Here is a 24,669-nt window from a genome sequence, read left to right as displayed (position 1 = left end):
GGGGGTGCGTCGCGCGGGCGGGCCACTTATATGGCCGGGGCCCCCGGGGCCTACCAGTACTGGTTGTTGTTCGGGCCCCCCCCCCCCCCCCGGGGGGGGGGGCCCCCCCCCGGGGGGGGCGCCCCCCCCCACGGCTCTTTGCGGTGTCCTCGGGCGGACCTGCCGCGGTGGCGGGCGGGTGCCGGTGCGATGCCGTGCCGTTCCGCGCACGCCGCCGTGCGGCCCGCCGGGGCGGAGGCCGAGCCTGCCGGTTACGGCGTCAGGGGCGGGCGCGGATTGTCGTCCGGGCGGGAGGAGGGCTCCTCGCGGATCACCTCGCCCTGGACGACCTTTCCGTCCGGGCGGTGGATACGCGCCTGCTGGAAGGCGTCCGAGAAGCTGCCGGGGCCCGCAGCCCTCATCCGCCGTTCCAGTGAACGCTCCGCGAACCCGCTGAGCGCCGACCGGACCGGCGGCACCAGAAGCAGCAGCCCGGCCACGTCCGAGATCATCCCAGGGATCATGATCAGGAGCCCGGCGAGCATCAGGAATCCGTTGCCGCGGGTGCTCGTGGGGGCGGGGGACGAGCCACCGGCCCCCGGCTGTCCCGGCATCTGCTGAAGCGTCTCGGTGAGATTGCGGAAGGCGCGGCGGCCGGCCCGCTTCATCACCACAGCCCCGAGGACGACGCCCGCGGCCAGGAGCAGCAGCACGGTGAACCCGCCCGCCACATCGGCCACCACGATGAGCAGCCAGATCTCCAGCACCGCCCAGACGGCGATGGCGAGAGGTACGAAGGTCCGGGCGCGAGAGCGCTTGCGGGCGGTCGGGGGCGGTGTGCCGGTCGTCATGCCCCCAGTGTGCCTGGAACGGCGTCCGAACGAGGTAAGGGGGGTGACGGAGGCCGGTCCCGCCCCGGTCAGGTGGCCCGGCGGCCGAGCACCCGGTTCGCACGCGTGGTGACCCCCCACGCCGTCACGCGCCAGAGAGCCTCGACCAGGATGTCGCGGCTCATCTTGGAGTCGCCGACCTCCCGGTCCACGAAGGTGATCGGGACCTCGACGACGTGGAACCCGGCCTCGATCGCACGGCGGGCCAGGTCCACCTGGAAGCAGTAGCCCTGCGAGGCGACCTCGTCCAGGCCGATGCCCTCCAGCGTCTCGGTGCGGAAGGCCCGGTAGCCGCCGGTGACATCCCGGGTCCGCAGTCCGAGCAGCAGACGGGAGTAGGTGCTGCCGCCGCGGGAGATCATCTCGCGGGACTTGGGCCAGTTGACCACCCGCCCGCCGGGAACCCAGCGGGAGCCGAGCACCAGGTCCGCGCCCTTGAGGGCGGTGAGCAGGCGGGGCAGCTCCTCGGGCTGGTGGGAGCCGTCGGCGTCCATCTCGACGAGGACGCCGTAGTCGTGGTCCATGCCCCAGCGGAAGCCCGCGAGGTAGGCGGCGCCGAGCCCTTCCTTGCCCTTGCGGTGCAGCACGTGGACCTGGTCGTCGGCCGCGGCGAGTTCGTCGGCGAGCTTTCCGGTGCCGTCCGGGCTGTTGTCGTCGGCGACCAGGATGTCAGCCTCCGGCACGGCGGCGCGCACCCGGCTGACGATCGGCTTGATGTTCTCGGCCTCGTTGTAGGTCGGAATGATCACCAATGCTCTGCCGAGCGGGCCGTATCGCCTCTGACCGCCGTCGTTCACTTACTGCCCCTTAAGTCCGTACGCAGGTGCACACCATATCGAGCGCGGCACGCCGCCCGACCGACCCGGTCGGGCGGCGTGGCAGGCGGTGACGGACAGAAGAGCGGAAGTACGGACAGAACTGCGGATCGGGGCCCGGCGCCCTTCGGGCCGACCTGGGACCCGCTGGCTGCGGGTCGACCTAAAGCCGTTGTCTACTGAACGTCCGGGCCCCACCCGGGTCGCACCCTCCGCCCGGCTGAAACCTTCCCTCGCCCCCGAGGCGCGGGCGCTGAACCTGGCTGTCAGTGATGGTGCGCCGGTGCGGCACACCACCCCATGACCCAGCGGCGTTCGACGACTGCGTGGAGGTTTAACCGGTCGGACGTCCTGTGGTGGACTCGGCCGAACCTACCGGCCGGTGGGCGCATTCTGTCAATAGATGCCTGACCTGCATCGTTTAGCGAACTTGCCTGGTCAGTCCTGAAGATCCCCAGGTCGCGGCAGAACGGGGGCTTCTTCGATCGGCGGTACGAAATATCCGCACATCACTCGTTCGGTCGTACGTAGACAGTTTGTCCGAACACTACGGTGCGCAAGCAGACCGGGAGTTCGCCACCGGGGCTGAGGCCGGGCAGTCCGGGCGTTCCCGACCTGGGATCCGTCGACCAGCGCGCCACCCGGTCGTCCGGGGCCTGGACCACCAGTTCCTCGGTACGCCAGACCGCGTAGTCGGCCGGGGCGCCGGGCACCAGGGTGCCCGCGTCGTCACGGCCCACCGCCCGCCAGCCGCCCCGGGTATGGGCGGTGAAGCCGGCCCGTACCGAGATCCGGTGCTCGGGCGTCCGGTGGAAGGCTGCGGCCCGCACCGTCCCCCACGGGTCCAGCGGGGTCACCGGGCTGTCGGAGCCGAACGCGAGGGGCACACCGGCCCGCAGGAGCGCCGCGTACGGGTTGAGGGTCCTCGCCCGCCCGGCACCCAGCCTGTGGGCGTACATGCCCTCCTCACCGCCCCAGGCGGCGTCGAAGGCCGGCTGGACCGAGGCGGTGAGGCCGAGTTCGGCGAAAGCGGCCACGGTCTCGGGGGTGAGCATCTCCGCGTGCTCGACACGGTGCCTGGCGGCCCGGACCCGGCCGAGGCCCACCCGCTCGGTCGCCGCCCTCACGCCCTCGACGACGGCCGAGAGCGCCGCGTCGCCGATGGCGTGGAAGCCCGCCTGGAGTCCGGCCTCGGTGCAGGCCGCCACATGGGCGGCGATCTGCGCGGCGTCCAGGTGGGCGGTGCCCCGGACGGGCGCGTCGGCGTACGGCTCATGCAGGCAGGCGGTGTGCGAACCGAGCGACCCGTCGACGAAGAGGTCGCCCGCCGCGCCCACCGCACCCAGCTCCCGGATGCGCCGGGCGTCGTTCGCGTCGCCGACCTGTTCGGCCCAGTAGCCGAAGACCCGCGGACCCGGCTCCCCCGCCGCGAGCTTCAGCAGCGAGGTGAAGTCCTCCTCGTCGGAGATGTCGGGGCCGCCGCACTCGTGGACCGTACCGATCCCGAGGGACGCGGCGTGGGCCAGCGCGGCCCGCTGGGCCTCGGCACGCTGACGCGGCGACACGGCCTCGTGGGCAGCCGCGCGCACCGCGTGGTGGGCGGCGCCCGTCAGCGGCGCGTCGGGCCGGTAGCCGGTCATGGAGGCGACCAGGGGGACGAGGTCGAGCAGCGCGGTCGTGACGACCGCCGAGTGGACGTCGATCCGGGGCAGATAGAGCGGCCGTCCGCCCGCCGCCGCGTCGAGCTCGCCGCGCGTGGGCGGGCGCCGCTCCGGCCAGCGTGTGGCGTCCCAGCCGTGGCCGAGAATCACCCGGTCGGCGGGGTGCGCCGCCACGTACGTCCGCACGAGGGCGAGCGCCTCGCCGAGGGTGCGGGCGCCGGAGAGGTCGAGGCCGGTGAGGGCCAGACCGGTCGACGTGGTGTGGACGTGCGCGTCGGTGAACGCGGGTGTGACCAGTGCCCCGTCGAGGTCGATCACGTCGTCGACACCGCTCGCGAAGGCGTCGGCGGCCCCTTCGGAGCCCACCCAGGCGACATGGCCCCGTTCGACCACCATGGCGGTCGCGAAGGGGTCGGCGGGGCTGTGGACGTCTCCACCGCGCAGCAGCACGGTGCGGTGTTCGCTCTGGGGGGCGGTGCTCTCGGTCATGAGGACCAGTCTCCCGCCTGCCGGGGCACGCGCCGTGCGCGCCCCCCTCAGATCTGCGGCGGGCGCGCCTCGTAGGCCGTGGACAGGACGACGGTGGTGCGGGTGGAGACGCCGGCGAGGGTACGGATCCGGGTGAGCAGATGCTCCAGCTCCCTCGGGGTCGCGACCCGCACCTTGAGGATGTAGTTCTCGTCACCCGCGACGCTGTGACACGCCTCCAGCTCCGGCACGCCCGCGAGCCGCTCCGCGATGTCGTCCGGCGCACTCGGATCGAAGGGTTTCACCGAGATGAACGCGGTCAGCGGCAGGCCGACGGCCTCGGGATCGACGACCGCGGCGTAGCCCCGGATCACCCCACGCTGCTCCAGCCTGCGGACACGCTGATGAACGGCCGAGGTGGACAGGCCGGTGGCCTTGCCCAGGTCGGTGTAGCTCATCCGCCCGTCCTTGACGAGCAACTCCACGATTTGACGGTCCAGCTCCTCCATATGGATCAATCTATGGCCCCGGGCCGTCCAGGCACAGCCATGGAGGGGCGGCAGGAGACAGCTGCGGCAGCCATGTGACGAATGCCACAGGTTTACGCGCCAGTAGCCAAGCCCCTCACGGTTACCGCGAATTCCCGATGGGAAGTGCTTGCTGTGGTCGAGGCCGTGGCGCCTTGTCGGCCCACCCGAGGGGGGAATTTCCCATGCAGAGCCTGAAACTCACCGCACGTACCGAACCGGAGCCCGTTGATCCTTTCGAGGACTCCGCTCCCGACGCGTACGACATGTTCGAGATGTACCGGGTCGTCTGCCCGGACTGCGCGCAGCCCATCGCGCTCCTGGCGGACGAGGACGTGCTGCCCGAGCACGCGCGGTGCCCCACTCCGTGGAATCCGTTCGTCCTGACGGTGTGTGCCGGTACCGGCCGCGCCGCGTCCGAGGCCCGGCCCGCCGACGAGTCGGCCGGTGCCCAGGAGCAGGAGACGGCCCTGCTGCTGACGCTCCCCCAGGGACTCGACTGGAGGATGCAGCCGTTCTCGCACGCCGGAGGTGCCGGTTCGCGCCCGCTCCGGGTGCCCCACCAGCCGCGTCGCGACGCCGCCTGAGGCCGGCGCCGCCGAAGCGCGCCGACGTGCGGGGGCGGACTGCCCGCACCGGCGAGGCGCGGCAGACCACGAGACCCTGGTGAACCGCGGGGTGCGGCACACCACGAGACCTTGGTGAACATCCGCTCGAATGGACCGAGCGGTGACCCGGGCCGGCTCCGTACCGTTGGTCCGGCATGACCCCGCCGCATGACACGGCCGGCCCCGGTCGCCGCCGTCTCGCCGCTCCGGCCCCCGAAGAATCGGTTCCGCGGTCCCGTACGCCATCGGCGCCGCAGGAGCCGGCCCGCCCCGCTCCGCGTGCGGCGCCCCACTCGGCCGATCCGCCCCTCCACCGGGCGCCGCTCCGGCACGGGCGGCGGCCCGGCAGGACCCTGCCGGGCCGCCATGGCCAGGAGGGGAACCGGATCATGACGAGGCCCGTGCGGTCGGACCGGCCGCTGCGGATCAGCGCGTCTCGGGACCTGCGAGGTGGCGGGCGATGACCATCCGCTGGATCTGATTCGTGCCCTCGACGATCTGCAGCACCTTCGCCTCACGCATCAGCCGCTCGACGGGGAAGTCCAGCGTGTAGCCGTACCCGCCGAGGACCTGGACGGCGTCGATCGTGACCCGCATCGCGGCATCCGTGCAGAAGAGCTTGGCCATCGCGGCCTGCCGCGAGAAGGGACTCCCCGCGTCCCGCAGCCGGGCCGCCTCCAGATAGAGCGCGCGGCCCGCCTCGATCTGCGTGGCCATGTCGGCGAGCATGAACCGCAGCCCCTGGAAGTCCGCGATGGGGCGGCCGAACTGCCGGCGGCCGGTGGCGTAGGCGATGGCCTCGTTCATCGCCGCCTGGGCCACGCCGATGGCACAGGCGGCGATGCCCAGCCGGCCGGAGTCGAGCGCGGACAGGGCGATGGCGAAGCCCTGCCCCTCCTCACCGATCCGGCGTGCGTCGGGGACCCGTACACCGTCGAAGTGCAGCTGGGCGGTGGGCGATCCCTTCATCCCCATCTTCTTCTCGGGGACGGCGGCGCTCAGGCCGGGGGCGTCGCCGGGGACGAGGAAGGCGGTGATCCCGCGGGGGCCCTCGACACCGGTGCGGGCCAGGACCGTGTAGAAGTCGGCGATGCCGCCGTGGGTGATCCATGCCTTGGTGCCGGTGATGACCCAGTCCTCACCGTCCCTCACGGCCTTGGTGCGCAGCGAGGCGGCGTCGGAGCCCGATGCGGGCTCCGAGAGGCAGTAGGCGCCCAGCAGGCCGCCTCCGAGCATGGCCGGGAGGTGTTCGGACTGCTGGTCCTTGGTGCCGTAGCCGACGACCGCGTGACAGGCGAGGGAGTGGACGCTGACGCCGAGCCCGACGGTGAGCCGTGCGGAGCTGAGCTCTTCGAGGACCTGGAGGTAGACCTCGTAGGGCTGGCCCCCGCCACCGTGGGCCAAGTCGTAGGGCAGGCCGAGCAGTCCGGACTCGGAGAGCAGGGTGAACACTTCGCGCGGAAAGTGACCCGCGTCCTCCTCCGCGGCGGCCCGGGGCACGATCTCCCGCTGGGCGATGTCGCGGACGAGCGCGATGAGCTGCCTGGACTCCTCGGTGGGCAGACGGCGTTCCACCAATTGCGGGGCACGGTCGGACATGACGGCGCTCTCCTCCCTGTCGGGCGTTGCGACGGTCGCGCGCGCGGGGTGTGAGCGGCGCCGCCGGGGGGTCTCCGGACGGGGCCCGGAGAACACTGATGCCCAGCCGATGCTGCCCTTCCGGATTACGAGAGGCGCAGGCAGGCGGCCGTGGCGCGTTGAGTATGCCCGATCGGACGGCATCCGTCACCGGTTGACAGAACGCGCCCGGAAACGAGCGATGACGACCGCGACGATCACGGGAATTGGTCCGAACCATTGACCCCACTGGTCTAGTCCATCTACGGTTCCCAGCGAACCCGCTTTCCGCGTTCATGCCAAGTTCGCATGGCCGCCGGAAGCCGGTCGTCCACTGGCACGTCCCCTCCCCCACGAGGAGCAACCATGAACGGACCGCATCGCCCGGGGGCCCGCATGCGGGCTCTCGCCGCAGTCGCCTGTACCACCGCCCTGGGCGCCGCCCTGCTGGGCGTCGCGGGCACCGGGTCCGCCGGAGCGGCCCCGGCCGCCCCGCAGGCCGCCGCACCGGCAGCAGCACCGGCCACCCCCACAGTGGCCGGCGACAAGGTGGTCGGATACTTCACCAACTGGGGTGTCTACCAGCGCAATTACCACGTCAAGAATGTCGAGACCTCCGGCTCGGCCGACAAACTCACGCACATCAACTACGCCTTCGGCAACGTCCAGGGCGGCAAGTGCACGGTCGGCGACTCCTACGCCGACTACGAGAAGGCCTATACGGCCGACCAGTCGGTCGACGGGGTCGCGGACACCTGGGACCAGGAACTGCGCGGCAACTTCAACCAGCTGCGCAAGCTGAAGAAACTGCACCCGGACCTCAAGATCATCTGGTCGTTCGGCGGCTGGACCTGGTCCGGCGGCTTCGGTGAGGCGGCCCAGAACCCGGCCGCGTTCGCCGAGTCCTGCTACAACCTGGTGGAGGACCCGCGCTGGGCGGATGTCTTCGACGGCATCGACATCGACTGGGAATACCCCAACGCCTGCGGGCTGACCTGCGACACCAGCGGCCGGGACGCCTACGGCAACCTGCTGTCGGCGCTCCGCTCCAAGTTCGGCACGGACAACCTGGTCACCTCGGCCATCAGCGCCGACGGCTCCGAGGGCGGCAAGCTCGACGCGGTCGACTACGGCGGCGCCTCGAAGTACGTCGACTGGTACAACCCGATGACGTACGACTTCTTCGGCGCCTGGGACGCGAAGGGCCCGACGGCCCCGCACTCCCCGCTGACGTCCTACACGGGCATCCCGAAGGAGGGCTTCAACAGCGAGGCGGCCATCGACAAGCTGAAGGCCCAGGGCGTCCCGGCCTCCAAGATGCTGCTCGGCATCGGCTTCTACGGCCGGGGCTGGAGCGGCGTCACCCAGGACGAGCCGGGCGGCACGGCAACCGGTGCGGCTCCCGGCACGTACGAGGCGGGCATCGAGGACTACAAGGTCCTCAAGAACAGCTGCCCCACGACCGGCACCGTCGCCGGCACGGCGTACGCGCACTGCGGCACCAACTGGTGGAGCTACGACACCCCCGCCACCATCGGCACCAAGATGGCGTACAAGAACCAGCAGGGGCTCGGCGGCACCTTCTTCTGGGAGCTCAGCGGTGACACCACCGACGGCGAACTGATCAAGGCGATCAACTAGGGCCCGTCCGGAATGGCCGCCTGCCCGGCGGCGGCAAGGGGCGGGAGCCGGTCCGGGCTCCCGCCCCTTTCCGTACCCTTGTGGCGTGTCACCTGCAACAACAGGCATGATGGGCACACCAGTTCCACACGCCCCACATGCCGCACGTCCCCGTCCTCCCCCAGAGGCCCCCGGGGTCCGGGAGGTCGACACGTGTCTCGCCAGTTGCTCACCGTCGCAGCGGACGGAACAGGCGACTGCCTCACCGTCGCGCAGGCCGTCGCCCAGGCCCGTACGGGAGCCGTCGTCAGCATCGCTCCGGGGCGGTACGAGGAGAGCGTCAGCATCGCGGTCGCCATCACGCTGACCGCCTCCGAGGGGCGCGGAACCGTCGAGCTCGCGCCGCGACGCGGGTCCGCCCTGATCCTCACCGGGGACGCCGTCATGGTGAGCGACCTGATCCTGCGCGGACACGACGACGAGGTGCCGGTCGTGGACGCGCCGCGCGGGCAGATCGCCCTGGACCGCTGCGACGTGCACGGCTCGGCCTGGGCGGCGCTGTTCGCCCGTGGCAGCGGCTCGCTGGCGTTGCGCGAGTGCCGGATCAGCAATCCGTCGGGGGCGGGAGTCGTGGCCACCTCCGCCACCGAGAGCTTCCTGGAGGACTGCGTCATCGAGCACCTGGGCTCGTCCGCGGTGGTGGCCGGGGAGACCGGCCGGATCTCGGTACGCTCCGGCCGGCTGCGTGACACCCGCGGCAACGGCGTCCTCGCCAACGGCCGGGCACAGGTGCTGGTGGAGGACTGCGAGATATCCGCGGCCGACAAACCCGGCATCGCCGCCGAGGAGGACAGTTCGGTCAGGGTGGTACGCGGCATCGTCCGCGAGTCCGCCGTCGGAGTGTTCGTGAGCGGCACCGGTCCCACCGTCCTGGAGGACGTCACGGTACGGGACATCTCCGGGCACGGCTTCGTCCTGGGTGCCGGAAGCTCTCCCACACTCAGCCGCTGCCGCAGCGAACGCACCCACGGTCACGGACTCCTGGTGACCGAGCGCAGCCGCGGGCTGATCGAGGACTGTGTGTTCACCGGCGCGGGGGAACCGGCGGTGCGCGTCTGCGGCTTCTCCTCCCCGGTGCTGACCGGCACCGCCGTACGGGACACCCAGGGCGCCGGGCTGCTGCTGGAGGAGGACTCGGCCGCCGAACTCGACCGGCTGGAGGTGCTGGACTGCGCGGGCAGCGCGATCGTGATCCGCAGCGGTGCCAACCCGCTGCTGCGGCGGGCCACCGTCGCCCGGTCCGGTGCCCACGGTGTGGAGGTCTCCAAGGACGGCCGCGGCCGTCTGGAGGACTGCGTGGTGGAGGAGTCCGCCGGATCGTCGGTCCATGTGTCGGGCCACGGCAGCCTGTACGTGGGCGGGGGGCGGCTGCGCGGATCGGTGGGCGCGGGTGTCCAGGTGGGCGCTCTCGGGACGCTCACCCTGCGCGACACGTCCGTGGAGGACTCCGGCGCCGTCGGGGTGCAGGTCGACGCGGAGGGCGAACTGAGCGCCGCGCGGGCCCGGGTGAGCGGTTCCGGCGAGCACGGCGTGCTGGTGGCAGCGGGCGCACGGACCTCCCTGAACGCCTGCGAGGTGACGGGGTCGGCAGCCGACGGCGTACGGGTGGAGGGCACCGACGCGGTCTCGCTGATCGGCTGCACGGTGCGCGAGAACCGGGGCAGCGGGCTGCGTCAGGCCGTGGCCGGCGACCGGCTGGCGGTGGAAGGCCTGAGCAGCACGGAGAACGGGGCCCCGGACGCGTGGGGCAGTGCGGCGGGCGCCGAGGCGGCAGGCGACGGGCGGCTGCCGGGCGGGGCGGTGCCGACGGCGGCGGGGCCGGCGGACGGAACCGGACCAGTGGCCGAGCTGGAGTCCCTGATCGGCCTGGCCGACGTCAAGCAGCAGGTGCTGACCCTCATCAACCTCAACCGGATGGCACAGCGCCGGATCAGCCTCGGGATGCCCGCTCCTCCGATGAGCCGCCATCTGGTCTTCGCCGGCCCGCCCGGTACGGGCAAGACGACGGTGGCACGGCTGTACGGCTCGGTCCTGGCCTCGCTCGGGGTGCTGCGTTCCGGGCATCTGGTGGAGGTGTCACGCGCGGACCTGGTGGCGCAGGTCATCGGCGGTACCGCCATCAAGACCACCGAGACCTTCACCAAGGCGCTGGGCGGCGTGCTGTTCATCGACGAGGCGTACACGCTGCTGTCGGACGGCGGCGGCTCGGGCGCGGACTTCGGGCGGGAGGCGATCGACACCCTGGTGAAGCTGATGGAGGACCACCGCGAGGACATCGTCGTGGTCGCCGCCGGCTACCCGAAGGAGATGAACGGGTTCCTGGCATCCAACCCGGGGCTCGCCTCACGCTTCACCCGTGCCGTGGAGTTCACCGACTACACCTCGGACGAACTCGTCACCATCACGGAGCGGATGTGCACCGCCCACCGCTACGAACTGGACGCGGCGGCGCGTTCCGCGCTGCGCACCCACTTCGAACGGATGCCGCGCGACGCGGGCTTCGGCAACGGCCGCGCGGCGCGCAAGGTGTTCGAGGAGATGGTGGACCAGCAGGCGTCCCGGCTCGCGGCACAGCCCGATGTCAACGAGCGGGACCTGGCGGTGCTGACGGCCGAGGACCTGGGGCCCATGAGCGGACCCGGAACCCCGGCCGGCGGCACAGGCGACGATCCGCTGCTGCGACTGGACGGTCTGGTCGGACTGTCCGCGGTCAAGCGCGAGGTGGGCGATCTGGTGAACCTGCTCGCCACCACCCGGCGGCGGGCCGCGGCCGGTCTGCCGACCCCCCGCATCAGCAACCATCTGGTCTTCGCCGGTCCGCCGGGCACGGGCAAGACGACGGTCGCCCGGCTGTACGGCGAGCTGCTCGCCTCACTGGGGGTGCTGCCGCGCGGCCAGTTGGTGGAGGTGTCCCGCGCGGAGCTGGTCGGCCGCTGGGTCGGGCACACCGCGCAGCTGACCAGGGAGGTCTTCGAACGCGCTCTGGGCGGTGTGCTGTTCATCGACGAGGCCTACACCCTCACCCCGGCGCGGGGCGGGGACTCGTCGGACTTCGGCCAGGAGGCCGTGGACACCCTGCTGAAGCTGATGGAGGACCACCGCGACGAGGTGGTGGTGATCGTGGCGGGCTACACCGCCGAGATGGACCGCTTCCTGGACTCCAACCCCGGGCTCGCCTCACGCTTCACCCGGCACATCGAGTTCCCGGACTACTCGTCGGACGAACTCGTCACGATCGTACGGCAGCACGCCGTGGACAACGGCTACGAGTGCGCGCCGGGCACCGCTTCGGCGCTGCGCGCGCACTTCGACACCGTGCCGAGGGGCCGCACCTTCGGCAACGCGCGGCTCGCGCGGCAGACTCTGGAGCTCATGATGACCAGGCAGGCGGGGCGGCTGAGCGCCGTCGCGGCGCCGAGCCTGGACGATCTGCGGCTGCTGTTGCCCGAGGACCTGTCCAGCCACTGACGACCACCCCCTTCCGCCGAGCGGCCCCAACCGAGGACCTTCCCATGCGTCGCCGTACCCGTCTGCTGCTGTGCGCCACCACCGTCGCCGCCGTCCTGACCGGGCCGCTCGCGTACGCCGACGAGGGCGGAGCGGTGACGCTGCCGGGCATGCCCGAGCGGCTGGCCGCCGGACAGAAGTGCACCGCGCACCGCGGTCACGCCACCTCCCAGGCGCCGTGGACCCGGCAGGTGCTGGGTCTGGACCAGGTGTGGCGGCTCTCGCAGGGCCGGGGCGTGCGCATCGCGGTCGTCGGCACGGGGGTGAGCGACGCCCCCGCCGTGCTGCGTGGCCGGGTGAAGGCGCTCGGTGACGCGGACCGGGACTGTGTGGGCCGGGGCACCTTCCAGGCCGGGCTGGCGGCCGGGGCGGTGACCACGGGGCAGGGGTTCTCCGGGGTCGCCCCGCAGGCGGAGGTGCTGGCGGTGCGGGGCACCGGGGTCCGGGGCGAGCCCGACGCGGAGCGGCTGGCCGCCGGGGTGCGCGAGGCGGCCGAGGCGGGTGCGGACGTCATCACGGTGACGGCACCGCTGGACGGGGCGGCCAAGGCGGTCCGTGCCGCCATGGCCGTGGCCGCGCGGGAGGACGCCCTGGTGGTCGTCCCGGCGGCGGCGGACAGCGTGCCGCAGGGCACCGGCACCCCGCCGCCTGCGCCCGCGCCGCCGCCCGGCGCCCTCGCGGTCCTCGACACCGGACCGCAGGGCGGCCGGGCCGACGACGCGCCCGGCTACCGGCGCGCCGACCTGTCCGCCCCGGGCGACGCGCTGGTCGGGCCGGGGCCGGTGGGCGACGGCAAGTGGACGGGTTCCGGTTCCTCACTGGCGGCCGCGGTGACGGCCGGGGCGGCGGCCCTGGTCCGCGCGTACCAGCCGGAAATGACGGCGGCCCAGGTGCGCGACCGGCTGCTTGTCTCGGCCTACCCCGGCGACCTTCCCGCCCTGGACCCGTACGGTGCGGTGTCGGGCGTCACTCCGGCCTCCGCGCCGGCACGGGCCGAGGCGCCCCGGCCGGTGCGGCTGCCCGTGCCGCCCGACACCGCCGGGGCGCGTGCCACCGCCTGGCTGGTCGCGGCCGGTGCGGGTGCGGGAGTCGTGCTGGTGGCGTTCCTCATGGTGGTGGTACCGCGTGGCCGGGCCCGCCGCTGGCGGCCCGGCCGGCTGGGCCCGGACGGCCCGCGCGCCCACTGAGCGTGGCCGGATCCGTCCACGTGGGCGGAGCGCGGTCGCCGGGGTGCGCGCGGGCCGTCCGCCGCCTCACTCCTTCCCGGGTGCCTCCGGCGGGTCCGAGGGCAGCGCCAGCTGGACGAGGGCCGCCTTCCGCCGGGCGATGCGCAGAGCCCGGCCGGGCGGCAGGATGCGCGGCTTGACGTTGTCGAAGACGTACCCCTCCGACGGCGGGCAGGACATCAGCAGGGCCGGCGAGTTGACCTCCTGGAGCTTGCGCATCAAGGGGTCGAGGCGGGCCGCTCCGGTGGCGGCGCGGGCGACCACCAGGTGCAGTCCGAGTTCGTAGCCGAGCGCGAGATGCGGCAGAAGCGGTTCGAAGGGCCCGTCGAAGCCGGTACCGATCATCTCGTAGTCGTCGACCAGGACGAACAGGCGTGGGCCCGTCCACCAGTCGGCACGCCGCATCCGGGCCGGCGAGATCTCCTCGCCGGGGGTCCGGACGGCCATCGCCCGGGAGACACCGTCGATGAGTTCGCGCAGCGGGTCCGCGGAGACGGCATGGCCCAGGCGGTACTCCTCGGGAACCGCCTCCACCAGTTCGCGGCGGTAGTCGACGACCAGGATGCGGGCCTCGTCCGGGGTGTGGGTGGCCATGATCCGCTGGGCGATCAGCCGCAGCGCGCTGGTCTTGCCGCTCTCGGTGTCGCCGACCAGCATCAGATGCGGGCTCTGCGCGAAGTCGTGCCAGACCGAGCCGAGTTCGGCCTCGTCGAGGCCGATCGGAATGCGCAGCGGTTGCTCGGACGCGGGCAGCTCGTCGGCGGTGAAGCGCGTCGGCAGCATCCGCACCGGGGGTGCGGGCGGGGCGTCCCAGCCCTCGGCGACGGCGTCGACCAGGTCGGCGAGCGCCTCGCTCAGGTCCTCCGTCTCCTCCTGGCCGTCGATCCGGGGCAGCGCGGCCAGGAAGTGCAGCTTGTCGGGGCTGAGCCCTCGGCCCGGCGAGGCGGGAACGGAGCCGGCCTTGCGGACGTCGACGGCCGAGTCCATGGGGTCGCCCATGCGAAGCTCCACACGGTTGCCGATCTGGTCGCGAAGCGCCGCGGACAGTTCGACCCAGCGGGGGGTGCTGACCATCAGGTGCACCCCGTAGTTGAGACCTCGCACGGCCAGGCCGTTGAAGAGGGCCATGTCGTCGAACATGTCGGCGCGGACCGTGGACCAGCCGTCCACGACGAGGAAGACATCGCCGAACGGTTCGTCGGGATAGTGCCCCGCCGCCCGCCGCCTGCGGTAGGCGGCCATCGAGTCGATGCCCTCCTCCTGGAAGAACAGCTCACGGCGGTTGAGGAGCGAGGTCACCTCGGCCAGGGTGCGGGAGATACGTTCGCGGTCGAGGCGGCCCGCGACGCCGCCGACATGGGGCAGTCCGGCCAGTCCGGCCAGCGCTCCGCCGCCGAAGTCCAGGCAGTAGAACTGCACTTCGCGCGGGCTGTGCGTGAGGGCCAGGGCCGTGATGAGGGTGCGCAGCAGGGTGCTCTTGCCGCTCTGCGGACCGCCCGCGACGGCGACGTGGCCGCCCGCGCCGGAGAGGTCGACGGTGAGCAGATCGCGTACCTGCTCGAACGGCCTGTCGACGATGCCGACGGGCACCCGCAGCATCCCCCGGTCCGCGGAGCCCGCGGTGGTCAGGCCGAACTCCGGGTCCGGCACCAGCGGCGGCAGCAGGGCGTCCAGGCTGGGCGGGGTGTCCAGCGGCGGCAGCCACACCTGGTGGGCGGGCGGGCCGCTGTCACGGAGCCGTTCCAGAGCGAGGCCGAGCGGTGTCTCACCGGTCGCCGGCTCGGCGACCGGGTCCGGGTCCGGGGCGGCCGGCAGGGTGCGCGGCACCACCCAGCCGGTGCCCCACGACACCACCTGGCGGGCGATCCGGGCCTGCTGGACACTGCCGCGCCTGGGCTTGTACGCGCCGGAGACATAGGCGGCGCGGAACCGGGTGAGGGCTTCGACGCCGCTCTTGAGGTAGCCGCTGCCCGGCTGGGGCGGCAGATGGTAGGCGTCGGGAACCCCGAGGACGCCGCGGCTCTCGATGGCCGAGAAGGTGCGCAGGCCGATGCGGTAGGACAGATGGCTCTCCAACTGGTGCATACGGCCCTCCTCCAGCCGCTGGGAGGCGAGCAGCAGATGGACGCCGAGGGACCGGCCGAGGCGTCCGATCATCACGAAGAGGTCCATGAACTCGCGGTGTGCGGCGAGGAGTTCGCTGAACTCGTCGACGACGACGAACAGGCTCGGCAGCGGCGCCAGCGGGGTGCCGGCGGCGCGGGCCTTCTCGTACTCCAGGACGGAGGAGTAGTTCCCGGCCCGGCGCAGGAGTTCCTGACGCCTGATCAGCTCACCGTGCAGCGCGTCCTGCATGCGCCCGACGAGCGCGGTCTCGTCCGCGAGGTTGGTGATGACGGCCGAGGTGTGCGGCAGTTCGTCCATGCCGAGGAAGGTGGCGCCTCCCTTGAAGTCGACGAGAACGAAGTTCAGCGTCTCGGAGGAGTGGGTGAGCGCGAGGCCGAGCACCAGTGTGCGCAGCAGTTCGCTCTTGCCCGAGCCGGTGGCGCCGATGAGCATCCCGTGCGGGCCCATGCCGCCCTGCGCGGACTCCTTGATGTCGAGTTCGACCGGTGTGCCGTCCTCGCCGACGGCGATCGGTACGCGCAGCCGTTCCCGGCCCTCCAGCGGCCGGTTCCACAGCCGTGCCGGGTCGTGGCGGCGCAGATCGGGTATGCCGAGCAGACCGGTGAGTTCGGTGTCGGTGGTGAAGGGTTCGCTGACGCTCGCCCCGCCGCCGAGCCGGTACGGGGCGAGCCGGGCCGCCAGGGTGCGGGCGGCGGCCGGACCGAGTGTGTCGGGGCGCCCGAGGAGGGTGCTCTGCTCCTTGCGTTCGCGGTCGGTGCGCACGAGATGCACGCCGTCGTCGTCGATGCGCAGCCGGAGCGTGCCGCGCGCGGCCTTCCAGGCGAACGCGGTGGAGAGGTCGAGGACGACGGCGTTGCGGTAGCCGGGGCCTTCCAGCCGGTGGCCGGCGGGTACCTGCCCGCCGTCGACGACGATCACGGTGAAGGGTTCCTCGCGGCCCGGCGGGGCCTCCGGGTCGAACGGCGGGCGCTCGGTGAAGTCCGCGCCGAGCAGTTCCTCCAGCTCGACGAGCCCGGCGGCGGCGATCCGGGCCTGGCCCGCCCCGTCGCGCTGGTACGGGTGCTGGGCGTGCGGCAGCCACTTGACCCATTCCCAGTCGGCTCGTCGCTCGTCGTCGACACAGAGGGCGACAGTGAGTTCCTCCGGCGCGTGGAACGCGGCGAGCTGGGCGATCAGCGCACGGGCCAGGGAGCGGGCACGCTCCGGTTCGCCGTGCACCAGGATCCTCGACCAGGCCCGGAGGTAGAGCGCGATCGGCTGGTCGGGGACGGTCGCGTAGGCGCGGATGAAGCTGCGCAGCGCGTGCGCGGACAGCGGTTCGAGGTCTTCGACGGGCTTGGTGGACAGCGGTGCGAGACGGGTGCCGAGTTTCTGGTCACCGACGGCGACCCGGACCTCCGCGAAGTCCTCGTCCGCCGGCCGGCGCTCCCACTGGCGGCTGGTGCCGGTCAGGGCCCACAGAGCGCCCGGTTCGGGGTGCCGCCACGCCAGCGCCTTCTGCTGCGCGGCGACGCTGCGGCGGATCCGGCGCCGGCTCTGCGCCAGGTAGCGGAGATAGTCCCGGCGTTCGCCCTTGAGTTTGCGCTTGCGGTCTCCCGCGCTGCGGATCAGCTGGCCGACGATCATGCCGACGGAGGAGAGCAGCATCAGGCCGATGGCGACATAACTGAACGTGGTGGCCTGGCCCGGTCTCATGAACATCATGAGCATCGCGAGCGAGGTGAGGCCCATGGGGAGGTACATCCACATGGCGGAGGTGTTCGGTTCGGCCTCCGCCAGGGTGGGCGGCTCCTGGAGGGCCAGTTCGCCGTCGGGCATGTCGGGGCCGCGCCGGCGGGCGGGCCTGCGGAACAGAACGGTGCTCACGCTGGATGTCTCCTCGGGCTCGTCGCGTCCGGACCCCGGGTGCGGGCGCGGTGCTTGCCGTGGCCGGGCCGGTGGCGCGTCCGGGTGGCGGTGGGGCGCCGCGGAGTGCGGCACGGGCTGCTTGGTGCCCGACGCCCGCTCAACGGTAGTGTGCGCTGATCAACTTCGGTATTCCGGGCCCCTCGGAGAGGTGTGGCCAGCCGCCATGACAGACATATCGGGCTCCGGCCTGTGCCGGCTCACGGTAAGAACCCCGCAGCGCGTCGTCGACCTCGCCGTGCCGGCCGACGTACCGGTCGCCGACCTGCTGCCCATCCTGCTCGACAACGCCGGGGACGACCTGGCGGAGAAAGGCATCGAGCACGGCGGATGGGTGCTGCAACGCCTCGGGGAGGACCCCCTGGACGAGGAGGGCACCCCCGAGGCGCTGTCCCTGCGCGACGGCGAGACGCTGCATCTGCGTCCCCGTAACGAGGCGTTGCCGGCGATCCACTTCGACGACCTGGTCGACGGCGTCGCCACGACGATGCGTGAGCGCCCGCACGGCTGGAACGCCCGCACCAGCAGATGGCTGCTGCGGGGGACCGCGGTGGTCCTGCTGGTGGCGGGACTGCTGGTTCTGGCGCTGCCCGGCGGGTCCGCGCCGCTGCGTGCCTCGGTCGCCGCGGGCACCGCGCTGCTCGTGCTGCTCGGCGCCGCTTCGGCCAGTCGCGCGGTCGGTGACTCGGCGGCGGGCGCGGCCCTGGGGTCTCTGGTGGCTCCGTATCTGGCCCTTGCGGGCGCGCTGCTCCCGGTCGGGGACGCCGACGCGGGCGGGCAGTTGCTGGGCTCCCGGCTGCTGGCCGCCTCGGCTGCCGCGGCCGGCGGGGCGGTCCTGGCGGTGGCGGCGGTCGCCGCGTTCGTTCCCCTGCTGCTCTGTACGGCGGTGATCGCCGTGGCGGGCGTGGTCTGGGGCACTCTGATGCTGACGATGGACGTGCCCGCCTCGCACGCGGCGAGCATCGTCGCGGTGGTCGTGGTGGTGTTCGGCGCTCTGGTGCCGGGGCTCGCCCTGCGTCTGTCGGGGCTGCGCCTGCCCGCCCTGCCCACCAACGCGGAGCAGTTGCAGGAGGGCATCGAGCCGCATCCGCACGCGGGTGTGGTGAGCCGGAGCGCGCTGGCCGACGAGTGGATGACGGCGCTCTACGCCGCGGTCGGTGTGGTGTGCGCGGGCGTGCTGACCGTGCTGGTCCTGGAGAGGCCGGGCACCGCGGCGCTGGTGACGTCCGGCGTGCTGTGTCTGCTCCTGCTCCTGCACGCCCGCGGCATCGGCAGTGTGTGGCAGCGGCCCGCGGTGATGCTGCCGGGCCTGTACGGGCTGGTCCTGATGGCGGTCCGGGCGGCCGTCGAGCTGCCTGCCGGGCAGCGGCCCGCGCTGCTGGCCGGGCTGCTGGCCGCCGCGGCGGTCTCGGCGATCGCGTCGTGGACGGTGCCGGGGCGGCGGCTGCTGCCGTACTGGGGGCGGGCCGCCGACATCCTGCACTCGCTCGCGGCCGTGGCGCTGATCCCGCTGACGCTGTGGGTGCTGGGCGTGTACTCCGCCCTGCGCACCGTGACCGGCTGACAGGGGGAGTCATGCAGTCGAGGAAGGACCAGGTCCAGGCCCACATGTTCGTCATGGGGCGGCTCACCAGCGGCATGCTGCGAGGTGATCCGGACTCGCCCGAGAGCCCCGTGGGACGCACCAACCGGGGCATGGCGTGGGGCATCGGCCTCGGGGTGGTGATGGTCGTCGGGTTCCTGCTGTTCGGGCTGATCTCGCCGGCCGGTACGAAGTCCTGGCGGCAGGCGGACGCGCTGATCGTGCAGAAGGACACCGGTACCCGCTATCTCTATCTGGACGGGGTGCTGCGGCCGGTACGCAACTACGCCTCGGCCCGGCTGATCACGGCCGACCCGCTCACGACCGTGTCGGCCTCGGCGGCCTCGCTGAGCGGCGAGGCGCACGGGACGCCGGTGGGCATACCCGGGGCGCCGGACGCGCTGCCGTCGGCAGGCGATCTGGAGCACGGGGCCTGGCAGGTGTGCGCGCAGGAGCCGGAGCACACCGGGCCGGACGGCTCCGGCCGGCGGCCCGTCACCTCCCTGCGTCTGGGGGCGGACGCCGAGGGTGTCTCCCCCGCGGCGGGCCGGGCGCTGCTCGTCCAGGGCCCCGACTCCACGCAGTACCTCCTGTGGGGCAACCACCGGCTGCGGCTGGGCGGACACGGTGCCGCGCAGGCGCTCGGTTACGCGGGAGCGACGCCCGCGCAGGTGTCGGCGGCGTTCCTGGACAGCGTGCCGGCGGGCGCGGACCTGGCACCACCGGAGATCGACGGGCGGGGCGGGGCCGGCCCGGAGATCGGTGGCAGGCCCAGCCGGATCGGGCAGGTCTTCATGCTCTCCTCGCCCGGTGCGGCGGCCCAGTACTTCCTGCTGGAGAAGGCGGGCCTGCGCCCGCTCGGCTCCCCCGCCGCAGCGCTCGTCCTGGCCGACGACCGGACCGCCGAGCGGGCCTACCGCGGCGCCGTCCCGGCCGCGGTCCCCCTCACCGCCGACCAGTTGGCACGGCACCAGGCGCCCTCGGGCAAGGCCGGCCGGGACCCCGCCGGGTGGCCGGTGCGCACGCCCGCGGCTCAGGTGATCGCCGAGGGCACGGCGGTGTGCGCGCAGCTCCAGCCGGACGGGGACACGCCCCGGGTACGCCTGGCTCTGCTGCCGGACGCCGCGCCGGTCGCCGCGCCCGCCACGGGCGCGGATATCGGTGGAGCCTGCCTGCCCGTGGACGGGGTAGCGGTCCGGCCGGGAGGCGGTGCGCTCGTGCAGGCGCTCGGGGCCGGGGGCGGGGTGATCGGGACGACCACGTATCTGGTGACCGATGTCGGGGTGAAGTACCGGCTGCCGGACGCGGATTCCGTGAGCCGTCTCGGCCTCAAGGGCGCTCACGCCCAGGCCGTGCCGTCCAGGCTCCTCGACATGCTGCCCACGGGGCCGGTGCTCGACGTGGCCGCCGCGACGGGCGAACGGCCCGCGCCGCCGGCTGTGCCGGGGGCGGCAGGCACGCGGTGCGGCTGAGTCCGTACTCCCCGGTCACCTTGATGGCACGTCATGTCGGGGGAGGGCGGCCGTTGTCCACACGCCCCGACATATCGGACGGACCGGGTCCCGAAGATCAATAGCAGCTCAGATTTCACCGCATTGGATTGCATGGGCCACACAAGCTTCTTTAGCATTGATATTTGACGGATGCATGTTCGCCTTCGCGACGCGCACCGCTCTGGGATTCACCCGGCCGCCGGCCGGGTACCGCCCCCGCTCAGACAAGGAACCCACCATGTCGACGCCTCCCCCGCCCGGCAATCTCCAGACTTCGTCGCAGGCCGAGAACGTGAAGGGCTATCAGGCCCTGGACCAGGCCAAGCGAGGCGTCCAGCGCGCGCAGGAAGACGTGAAGACCACCATGCAGGGGCTGATCAGCGCGTACGGCGGCCAGGACGGCGGCGCCTTCCAGCGGCTGCTCGCGGACTGGAGCCAGCAGGTCGACCTGATCACCAAGAACGTCGGCGACATGATGCAGAAGCTGGAGGAGACCGGGGTCCAGCAGCGTGGCCTCCAGGCGCAGACGACCGACACGATCACCGCCGCCGGAAAGTCGAACAGCGTCTTCGGCATCCTGACCGGCAAGTGACGCGGCTTCCCGTACTGCCTCCCTCCTTCGCCTCCGACCGCTCAAGGAGCTCCCGTGCCTGACTACTCCAACAAGACCGACGGCATCATCCACGTCGAGTACAGCCATGTCGACCGTGCCGCCGAGGACATGCGCCTGCAGACGAAGGCGATCCAGAACACGATCACCGCCCTGAACGAGGAACTGGCCGGTCTGCGCGGCGCCTGGCAGGGGCAGGACGCGGCGACCTACCAGGGCAAGCAGTCCGCGTGGAACGAGGCGTCGAACCAGCTGAGCACGGTTCTCGAGCGCCACAGCGGCACGCTCAACGAGATCTCGGACCTGTACCGCAAGCACGAGAACCGCAGCGCCGACCAGTGGTCGAACGTGCGGATCGGCGGCTGACCGTCCCGCACGGTTTGTCCGCACCACACTGCCCGGCCCGTCCCGCTCCCAGCGATTGCGAGAAGTCATGGCGACCTCCTTCGATCTGTCCCACCTCGATCCGGAGAACCTCCAGAAGTTCATCGACGGCAAGGGCGGCGACGGAACGACGGAGGGCGTCCAGGGGGTCATCGACGCCCTGGTGGAACTTCAGACCGATCTGGACGGCAGCTCGGCCGACGGCCCGGTCATGTCGATGAAGACGCTGTCGGACGCCCTCGCCACGCCCTCGGCCCCGTTCGGCGCCGGCGGGCTCCAGATCGGGCTCCTGAACCAGCAGTCGGGTGCCCTCGCGGGCGGTGTGCTGCTCAGTTTCGTGAAGAGCGCGGCCACCAGTCTCCACCCCGTCGAATCCTCCCAGGAGCAGTTGTTCCGGGACATCCGGCTGAATCTCGGCACCACGATCGCGGAGATGAAGAAGGCCCAGCAGGACAGCCTGGAGCAGGTCGACAGCGCGACGTTCCTCAACGACCTGCACAACGTGGAGGACGACCTGACCACGAGGACGACCGTCTGACCCGGGCGGTCCGCCCTCCAGCCCACCCACCGTACGGAGATCGAGCGCCCCTATGACCACTCCCTCGCCCGCCCTGTGGGAGTCCATCGTCAAGCAGCTCACCGGCTTCGACGGCGGCACCCGCGAAGACGTCGGCGGCATCAAGGGCAAGGACAGCGGCAACGGGAGCGCCAATCCGTCCACGGAGGAACAGGCCGCGGGCGACACCCGGTGGATGACGCCGACGATCACCAAGATCAACGGGACGACGCCGACGGGCGGCGCCCCGTCTCCGGGCAAGGCCGAACGCCTCATCCAGTTCTACGGGGCGAACGACGGCCCCGGCAGCGACGCCCAGATCGACACCTACCAGGTGAGCATCACCTTCCCCTGGCTGAAGACGGGCATGGACTGGGACTGGGGCAAGGACGGCACCGCCAGCGCCTTCGACTGGGGCTACGGCATGGCCCTCGAACAGCTGAGCACGAAGTTCGACACCGTGGGTTTCACCTACGGTTCGCGCAGCGTCGGCGCGGAGGCGGGCCTGAACCTGAAGAGCTTCGTCCAGACGTCGATGGCGTTCGACCGGGTGCGGGACTTCTTCTCCTCCCGCGCGCGCACCCTGGAACAGTGGCACCTGGACCTCGGTGAGGAGAACGCGGCCCTGCGGGGCAAGGCGGCGGGCGTCTTCCGGAATCTCATCGACGGCCTGAACACCGGGTACAAGAACTTCGCCCACGACCTGGATCCCGTCGACACGGTGCAGGTCTCCCCCTCCCACTCCTCCTACAAGGCGGGGACGGGCATCGGGAACAACCTGATCTCCGCCGAGAAGGCCCTGCACGAGTGCGCGACGACCCTCTACGCGGCCTGGCAGGACTGGACCTCGCAGCCGGGCCAGGAGTGGCTGCCCACCGCGGTGCTGCTGAAGGTGCTCGACCGGGTCGCGGAGTGGATCAACGCCAACAACATCAGCCAGATGGACGGGTCGGGCCTGAACTGGGTACGTCAGGCCGGCTATCAGGTGAGCATGCCTCCCTACGGTGACCTGCGGCAGGCCCAGGCATGGCAGAACATCGCCGACGCGGCGTACAACGAGTGGACCGCCAACATCGGTGTGAAGCTCGACGCGCCCGCCACCGCCGCGGCCGCCACCCTCAACAAGGCCCTCTCCGCCGCCGGCAAGGGCCGTACCTCCTTCGTCTTCCGCCCGGGTATATCCAGCCTGGCCGACGCGACGGCCAAGGACGAGGCGAAGCAGGAGAAGGAGGACGCTCTCAAGGAGAAGGAGGAGGCCAAGAAGGAGAGCGACGCGCTGAAGGAGAAGCTCTCCAACCCCGCCGCGAGCGACCAGTCACCGCTCAGCCCGAACGCGGTGGGCGACACCGATACCGACAGCCTCGTGCCGGGCGCCGGAACGGATGCCGGTACGGACCCCCTGGCGGACTCGCCGAAGCTGCCCGCCGGACTGAACCTCAACCAGACCGGCGGCACCGGCGCGGCCGGCTCCGGGCTCGCCGGCACGGACGGCGTGACGTACAACCCGGACGGTTCCACCACCGTGAGCAAGGCGGACGGCTCCTCGGTGACGACCTATCCCGACGGCACCCAGGTGACCACACCGGCCGGCGGCAACACGATGCTGCCGCTGAACCCGGGTCAGCTGACCACCGGCTCCGGCGGGATGACGGGATCCGCCCTCAAAACGGTCAAGGGCCCCGACTCCAGCACGACCTCCTACAACATGGACGGTTCGCGCACCACCACGCACAAGGACGGGACCTCGACCACCGTGGGCCGGGACGGCACGGTCACCACGGTCAATCCGGACGGCAGCCGGACCGTACTGAACAAGGACGGCAGCGAGACCGTCACGTACCAGGACGGCACCAGGACCACCATCAAGCCGGACGGCAGCACGGTCACCCAGTACCAGGACGGTACGACGACCAGAACGGCCGCGGACGGCACACTGACCACGACCGACGCCCAGGGCAACAGCACCACCACCCACCCCGGCCCGGGGCAGACGGTGCAGAACCCGGACGGCTCACGTACCGAGTTCGGCAAGGACGGAACGACCGTCACGACCTACGAGGACGGCACCAGGACATCGGTGTCGGCCGACGGAACCGTCACCACCGTCGACCCCGACGGCACCAGGACGGTCGCCCACCTCGGCAAGGGGACGTCCACCGTCACGTACGCGGACGGGTCCGTCGCCACGGTGGGCGCGGACGGTTCGGTGACGACGGCCTACAAGGACGGCAGCACCACCAAGCTCGGCGCGGACGGCACGTTCACCACGACCGACGCCCAGGGGCACAAGACCACGGAGCATCTGAACACGCTCGGCGGCGACGCCGGGGCCCGGACCACGCACCAGGCCGACGGTTCGACCGTGACGACGTACCCCGACGGAACCGTCGACAAGCAGCTGAAGGACGGCGGGCACGAGATCAGCTACCCGGACGGGCGGACGGTCACCACCGACGCCAACGGCCTCACGACCGCCGCCCGGAGCAGCCTGCTCGGCCTCAACGACTTTTCCACCGGCGGCAGTTCGGGCCTGGGCTCCTCGCTGTACGACTACTACGACTACCCGGACGGCGACGAGCAGGCCTCACCCCTGAGCGGCGCCGGGTCCGGGGGCAGCGGGGCCGCGTCCGGCTCCGGCATCCCTCTCGGCGCCAACCCGCTCGGCGCACAGGGACTCAACCCGATGGGCGGTACGGGCGCCGCCGCGACGGGCACGGGCGCCGCCGCCGAACGGCTGCGCACCGGGCTCACCGACGCCAGTGGCGCCCGCACCCGCACGGCGCAGCTCGCCGCGGAGGAGGCGGCAGCGGCCAGGCGCCCGGCCACCACTTCCTCGGGAGGTACCCCGATGATGCCGCCGATGGGCGGCGCCGGCGGAATGAGCGGCGGCACCCAGAGCGACGAGCGCGAGCGGCACACCTGGGTGAGCGAGGACGAGGACGTGTGGGGCACGGACGAGGGCGGCGTGGCCGGGGTGATCGGGCGATGATCCGGCCCGGGTGTGCGGCAGCGGTTCCAGCGATACGGACGAAGG

At 72.2% G+C, this 24,669-nt stretch carries 16 protein-coding genes; 10 read left to right on the top strand and 6 right to left on the bottom strand.

Translation table 11 applies throughout. The features are described 5' to 3' along the window. Positions 1–251 precede the first annotated feature (251 nt). The 4 genes from fxsA to ACZ4LX_RS24530 all read right to left on the bottom strand — a co-directional run bounded on the left by fxsA (position 252) and on the right by ACZ4LX_RS24530 (position 4,322). The gene (gene fxsA, locus ACZ4LX_RS24545; protein ID WP_467643740.1) at positions 252–830 is read right to left on the bottom strand and encodes an FxsA family membrane protein; all 579 of its coding nucleotides are present in this window, start codon (positions 828–830) and stop codon (positions 252–254) included. Between the two features lie 68 nt (positions 831–898). Further along, on the bottom strand, positions 899–1,666 hold the full coding sequence (locus ACZ4LX_RS24540; protein WP_467643737.1) for a polyprenol monophosphomannose synthase: 768 nt from the start codon (positions 1,664–1,666) through the stop codon (positions 899–901). Positions 1,667–2,193: 527 nt separating this feature from the next. Continuing rightward, positions 2,194–3,834, bottom strand: a complete 1,641-nt coding sequence (locus ACZ4LX_RS24535; RefSeq protein ID WP_467643735.1) for an amidohydrolase — start codon at positions 3,832–3,834, stop codon at positions 2,194–2,196. Between the two features lie 47 nt (positions 3,835–3,881). Then, positions 3,882–4,322 carry an Lrp/AsnC family transcriptional regulator gene (locus ACZ4LX_RS24530; RefSeq protein ID WP_326735040.1) on the bottom strand — a complete coding sequence of 147 codons (441 nt, stop codon included), beginning with the start codon at positions 4,320–4,322 and terminating at the stop codon, positions 3,882–3,884. Between the two features lie 203 nt (positions 4,323–4,525). Here ACZ4LX_RS24530 and ACZ4LX_RS24525 point away from each other — a divergent pair, with 203 nt between their 5' ends. Further along, positions 4,526–4,927, top strand: coding sequence for a hypothetical protein (locus ACZ4LX_RS24525; protein WP_467643733.1), 402 nt, complete (start codon positions 4,526–4,528; stop codon positions 4,925–4,927). Positions 4,928–5,374: 447 nt separating this feature from the next. On the opposite strand, the gene ACZ4LX_RS24520 is transcribed toward ACZ4LX_RS24525, so the two are convergent. Beyond that, positions 5,375–6,547, bottom strand: coding sequence for an acyl-CoA dehydrogenase family protein (locus ACZ4LX_RS24520; RefSeq protein ID WP_467643731.1), 1,173 nt, complete (start codon positions 6,545–6,547; stop codon positions 5,375–5,377). A 384-nt stretch (positions 6,548–6,931) separates the two neighbouring features. On the opposite strand from ACZ4LX_RS24520, the gene ACZ4LX_RS24515 reads away from it, so the two are divergent. From ACZ4LX_RS24515 to ACZ4LX_RS24505, 3 genes are all read left to right on the top strand, one after another. After that, on the top strand, positions 6,932–8,206 hold the full coding sequence (locus tag ACZ4LX_RS24515; RefSeq protein ID WP_467643728.1) for a glycoside hydrolase family 18 protein: 1,275 nt from the start codon (positions 6,932–6,934) through the stop codon (positions 8,204–8,206). A 192-nt stretch (positions 8,207–8,398) separates the two neighbouring features. Then, on the top strand, positions 8,399–11,713 hold the full coding sequence (locus tag ACZ4LX_RS24510) for a right-handed parallel beta-helix repeat-containing protein (RefSeq protein WP_467643725.1): 3,315 nt from the start codon (positions 8,399–8,401) through the stop codon (positions 11,711–11,713). A gap of 44 nt (positions 11,714–11,757) precedes the next feature. Next, the gene (locus ACZ4LX_RS24505; protein ID WP_467643722.1) at positions 11,758–12,939 is read left to right on the top strand and encodes a S8 family serine peptidase; all 1,182 of its coding nucleotides are present in this window, start codon (positions 11,758–11,760) and stop codon (positions 12,937–12,939) included. Positions 12,940–13,005: 66 nt separating this feature from the next. Here the strand turns inward: ACZ4LX_RS24505 and eccCa are convergent, their stop codons facing one another. Further along, positions 13,006–16,971, bottom strand: a complete 3,966-nt coding sequence (gene eccCa / locus ACZ4LX_RS24500; protein ID WP_467643719.1) for a type VII secretion protein EccCa — start codon at positions 16,969–16,971, stop codon at positions 13,006–13,008. Between the two features lie 205 nt (positions 16,972–17,176). On the opposite strand from eccCa, the gene eccD reads away from it, so the two are divergent. From eccD to ACZ4LX_RS24470, 6 genes are all read left to right on the top strand, one after another. Continuing rightward, complete coding sequence (eccD, locus tag ACZ4LX_RS24495; protein ID WP_467643716.1) at positions 17,177–18,574, top strand: type VII secretion integral membrane protein EccD; 1,398 nt, start codon at positions 17,177–17,179, stop codon at positions 18,572–18,574. Positions 18,575–18,585: 11 nt separating this feature from the next. Then, complete coding sequence (gene eccB, locus ACZ4LX_RS24490; RefSeq protein WP_467643710.1) at positions 18,586–20,064, top strand: type VII secretion protein EccB; 1,479 nt, start codon at positions 18,586–18,588, stop codon at positions 20,062–20,064. A gap of 259 nt (positions 20,065–20,323) precedes the next feature. Next, on the top strand, positions 20,324–20,677 hold the full coding sequence (locus tag ACZ4LX_RS24485; protein WP_467643708.1) for a hypothetical protein: 354 nt from the start codon (positions 20,324–20,326) through the stop codon (positions 20,675–20,677). Between the two features lie 54 nt (positions 20,678–20,731). Then, the gene (locus tag ACZ4LX_RS24480; protein ID WP_467643705.1) at positions 20,732–21,061 is read left to right on the top strand and encodes a WXG100 family type VII secretion target; all 330 of its coding nucleotides are present in this window, start codon (positions 20,732–20,734) and stop codon (positions 21,059–21,061) included. Between the two features lie 67 nt (positions 21,062–21,128). Continuing rightward, a complete protein-coding gene (locus ACZ4LX_RS24475) occupies positions 21,129–21,617 on the top strand; it encodes a type VII secretion system-associated protein (protein ID WP_467643702.1) in 489 nt (162 codons plus the stop codon). Positions 21,618–21,669: 52 nt separating this feature from the next. After that, positions 21,670–24,624, top strand: coding sequence for an AAWKG family protein (locus tag ACZ4LX_RS24470; RefSeq protein WP_467643699.1), 2,955 nt, complete (start codon positions 21,670–21,672; stop codon positions 24,622–24,624). Positions 24,625–24,669: the final 45 nt, after the last annotated feature.

It is taken from the genome of Streptomyces sp. NPDC026062 (assembly GCF_055568375.1).
This window is presented reverse-complemented; position numbering and strand designations above follow the sequence as displayed.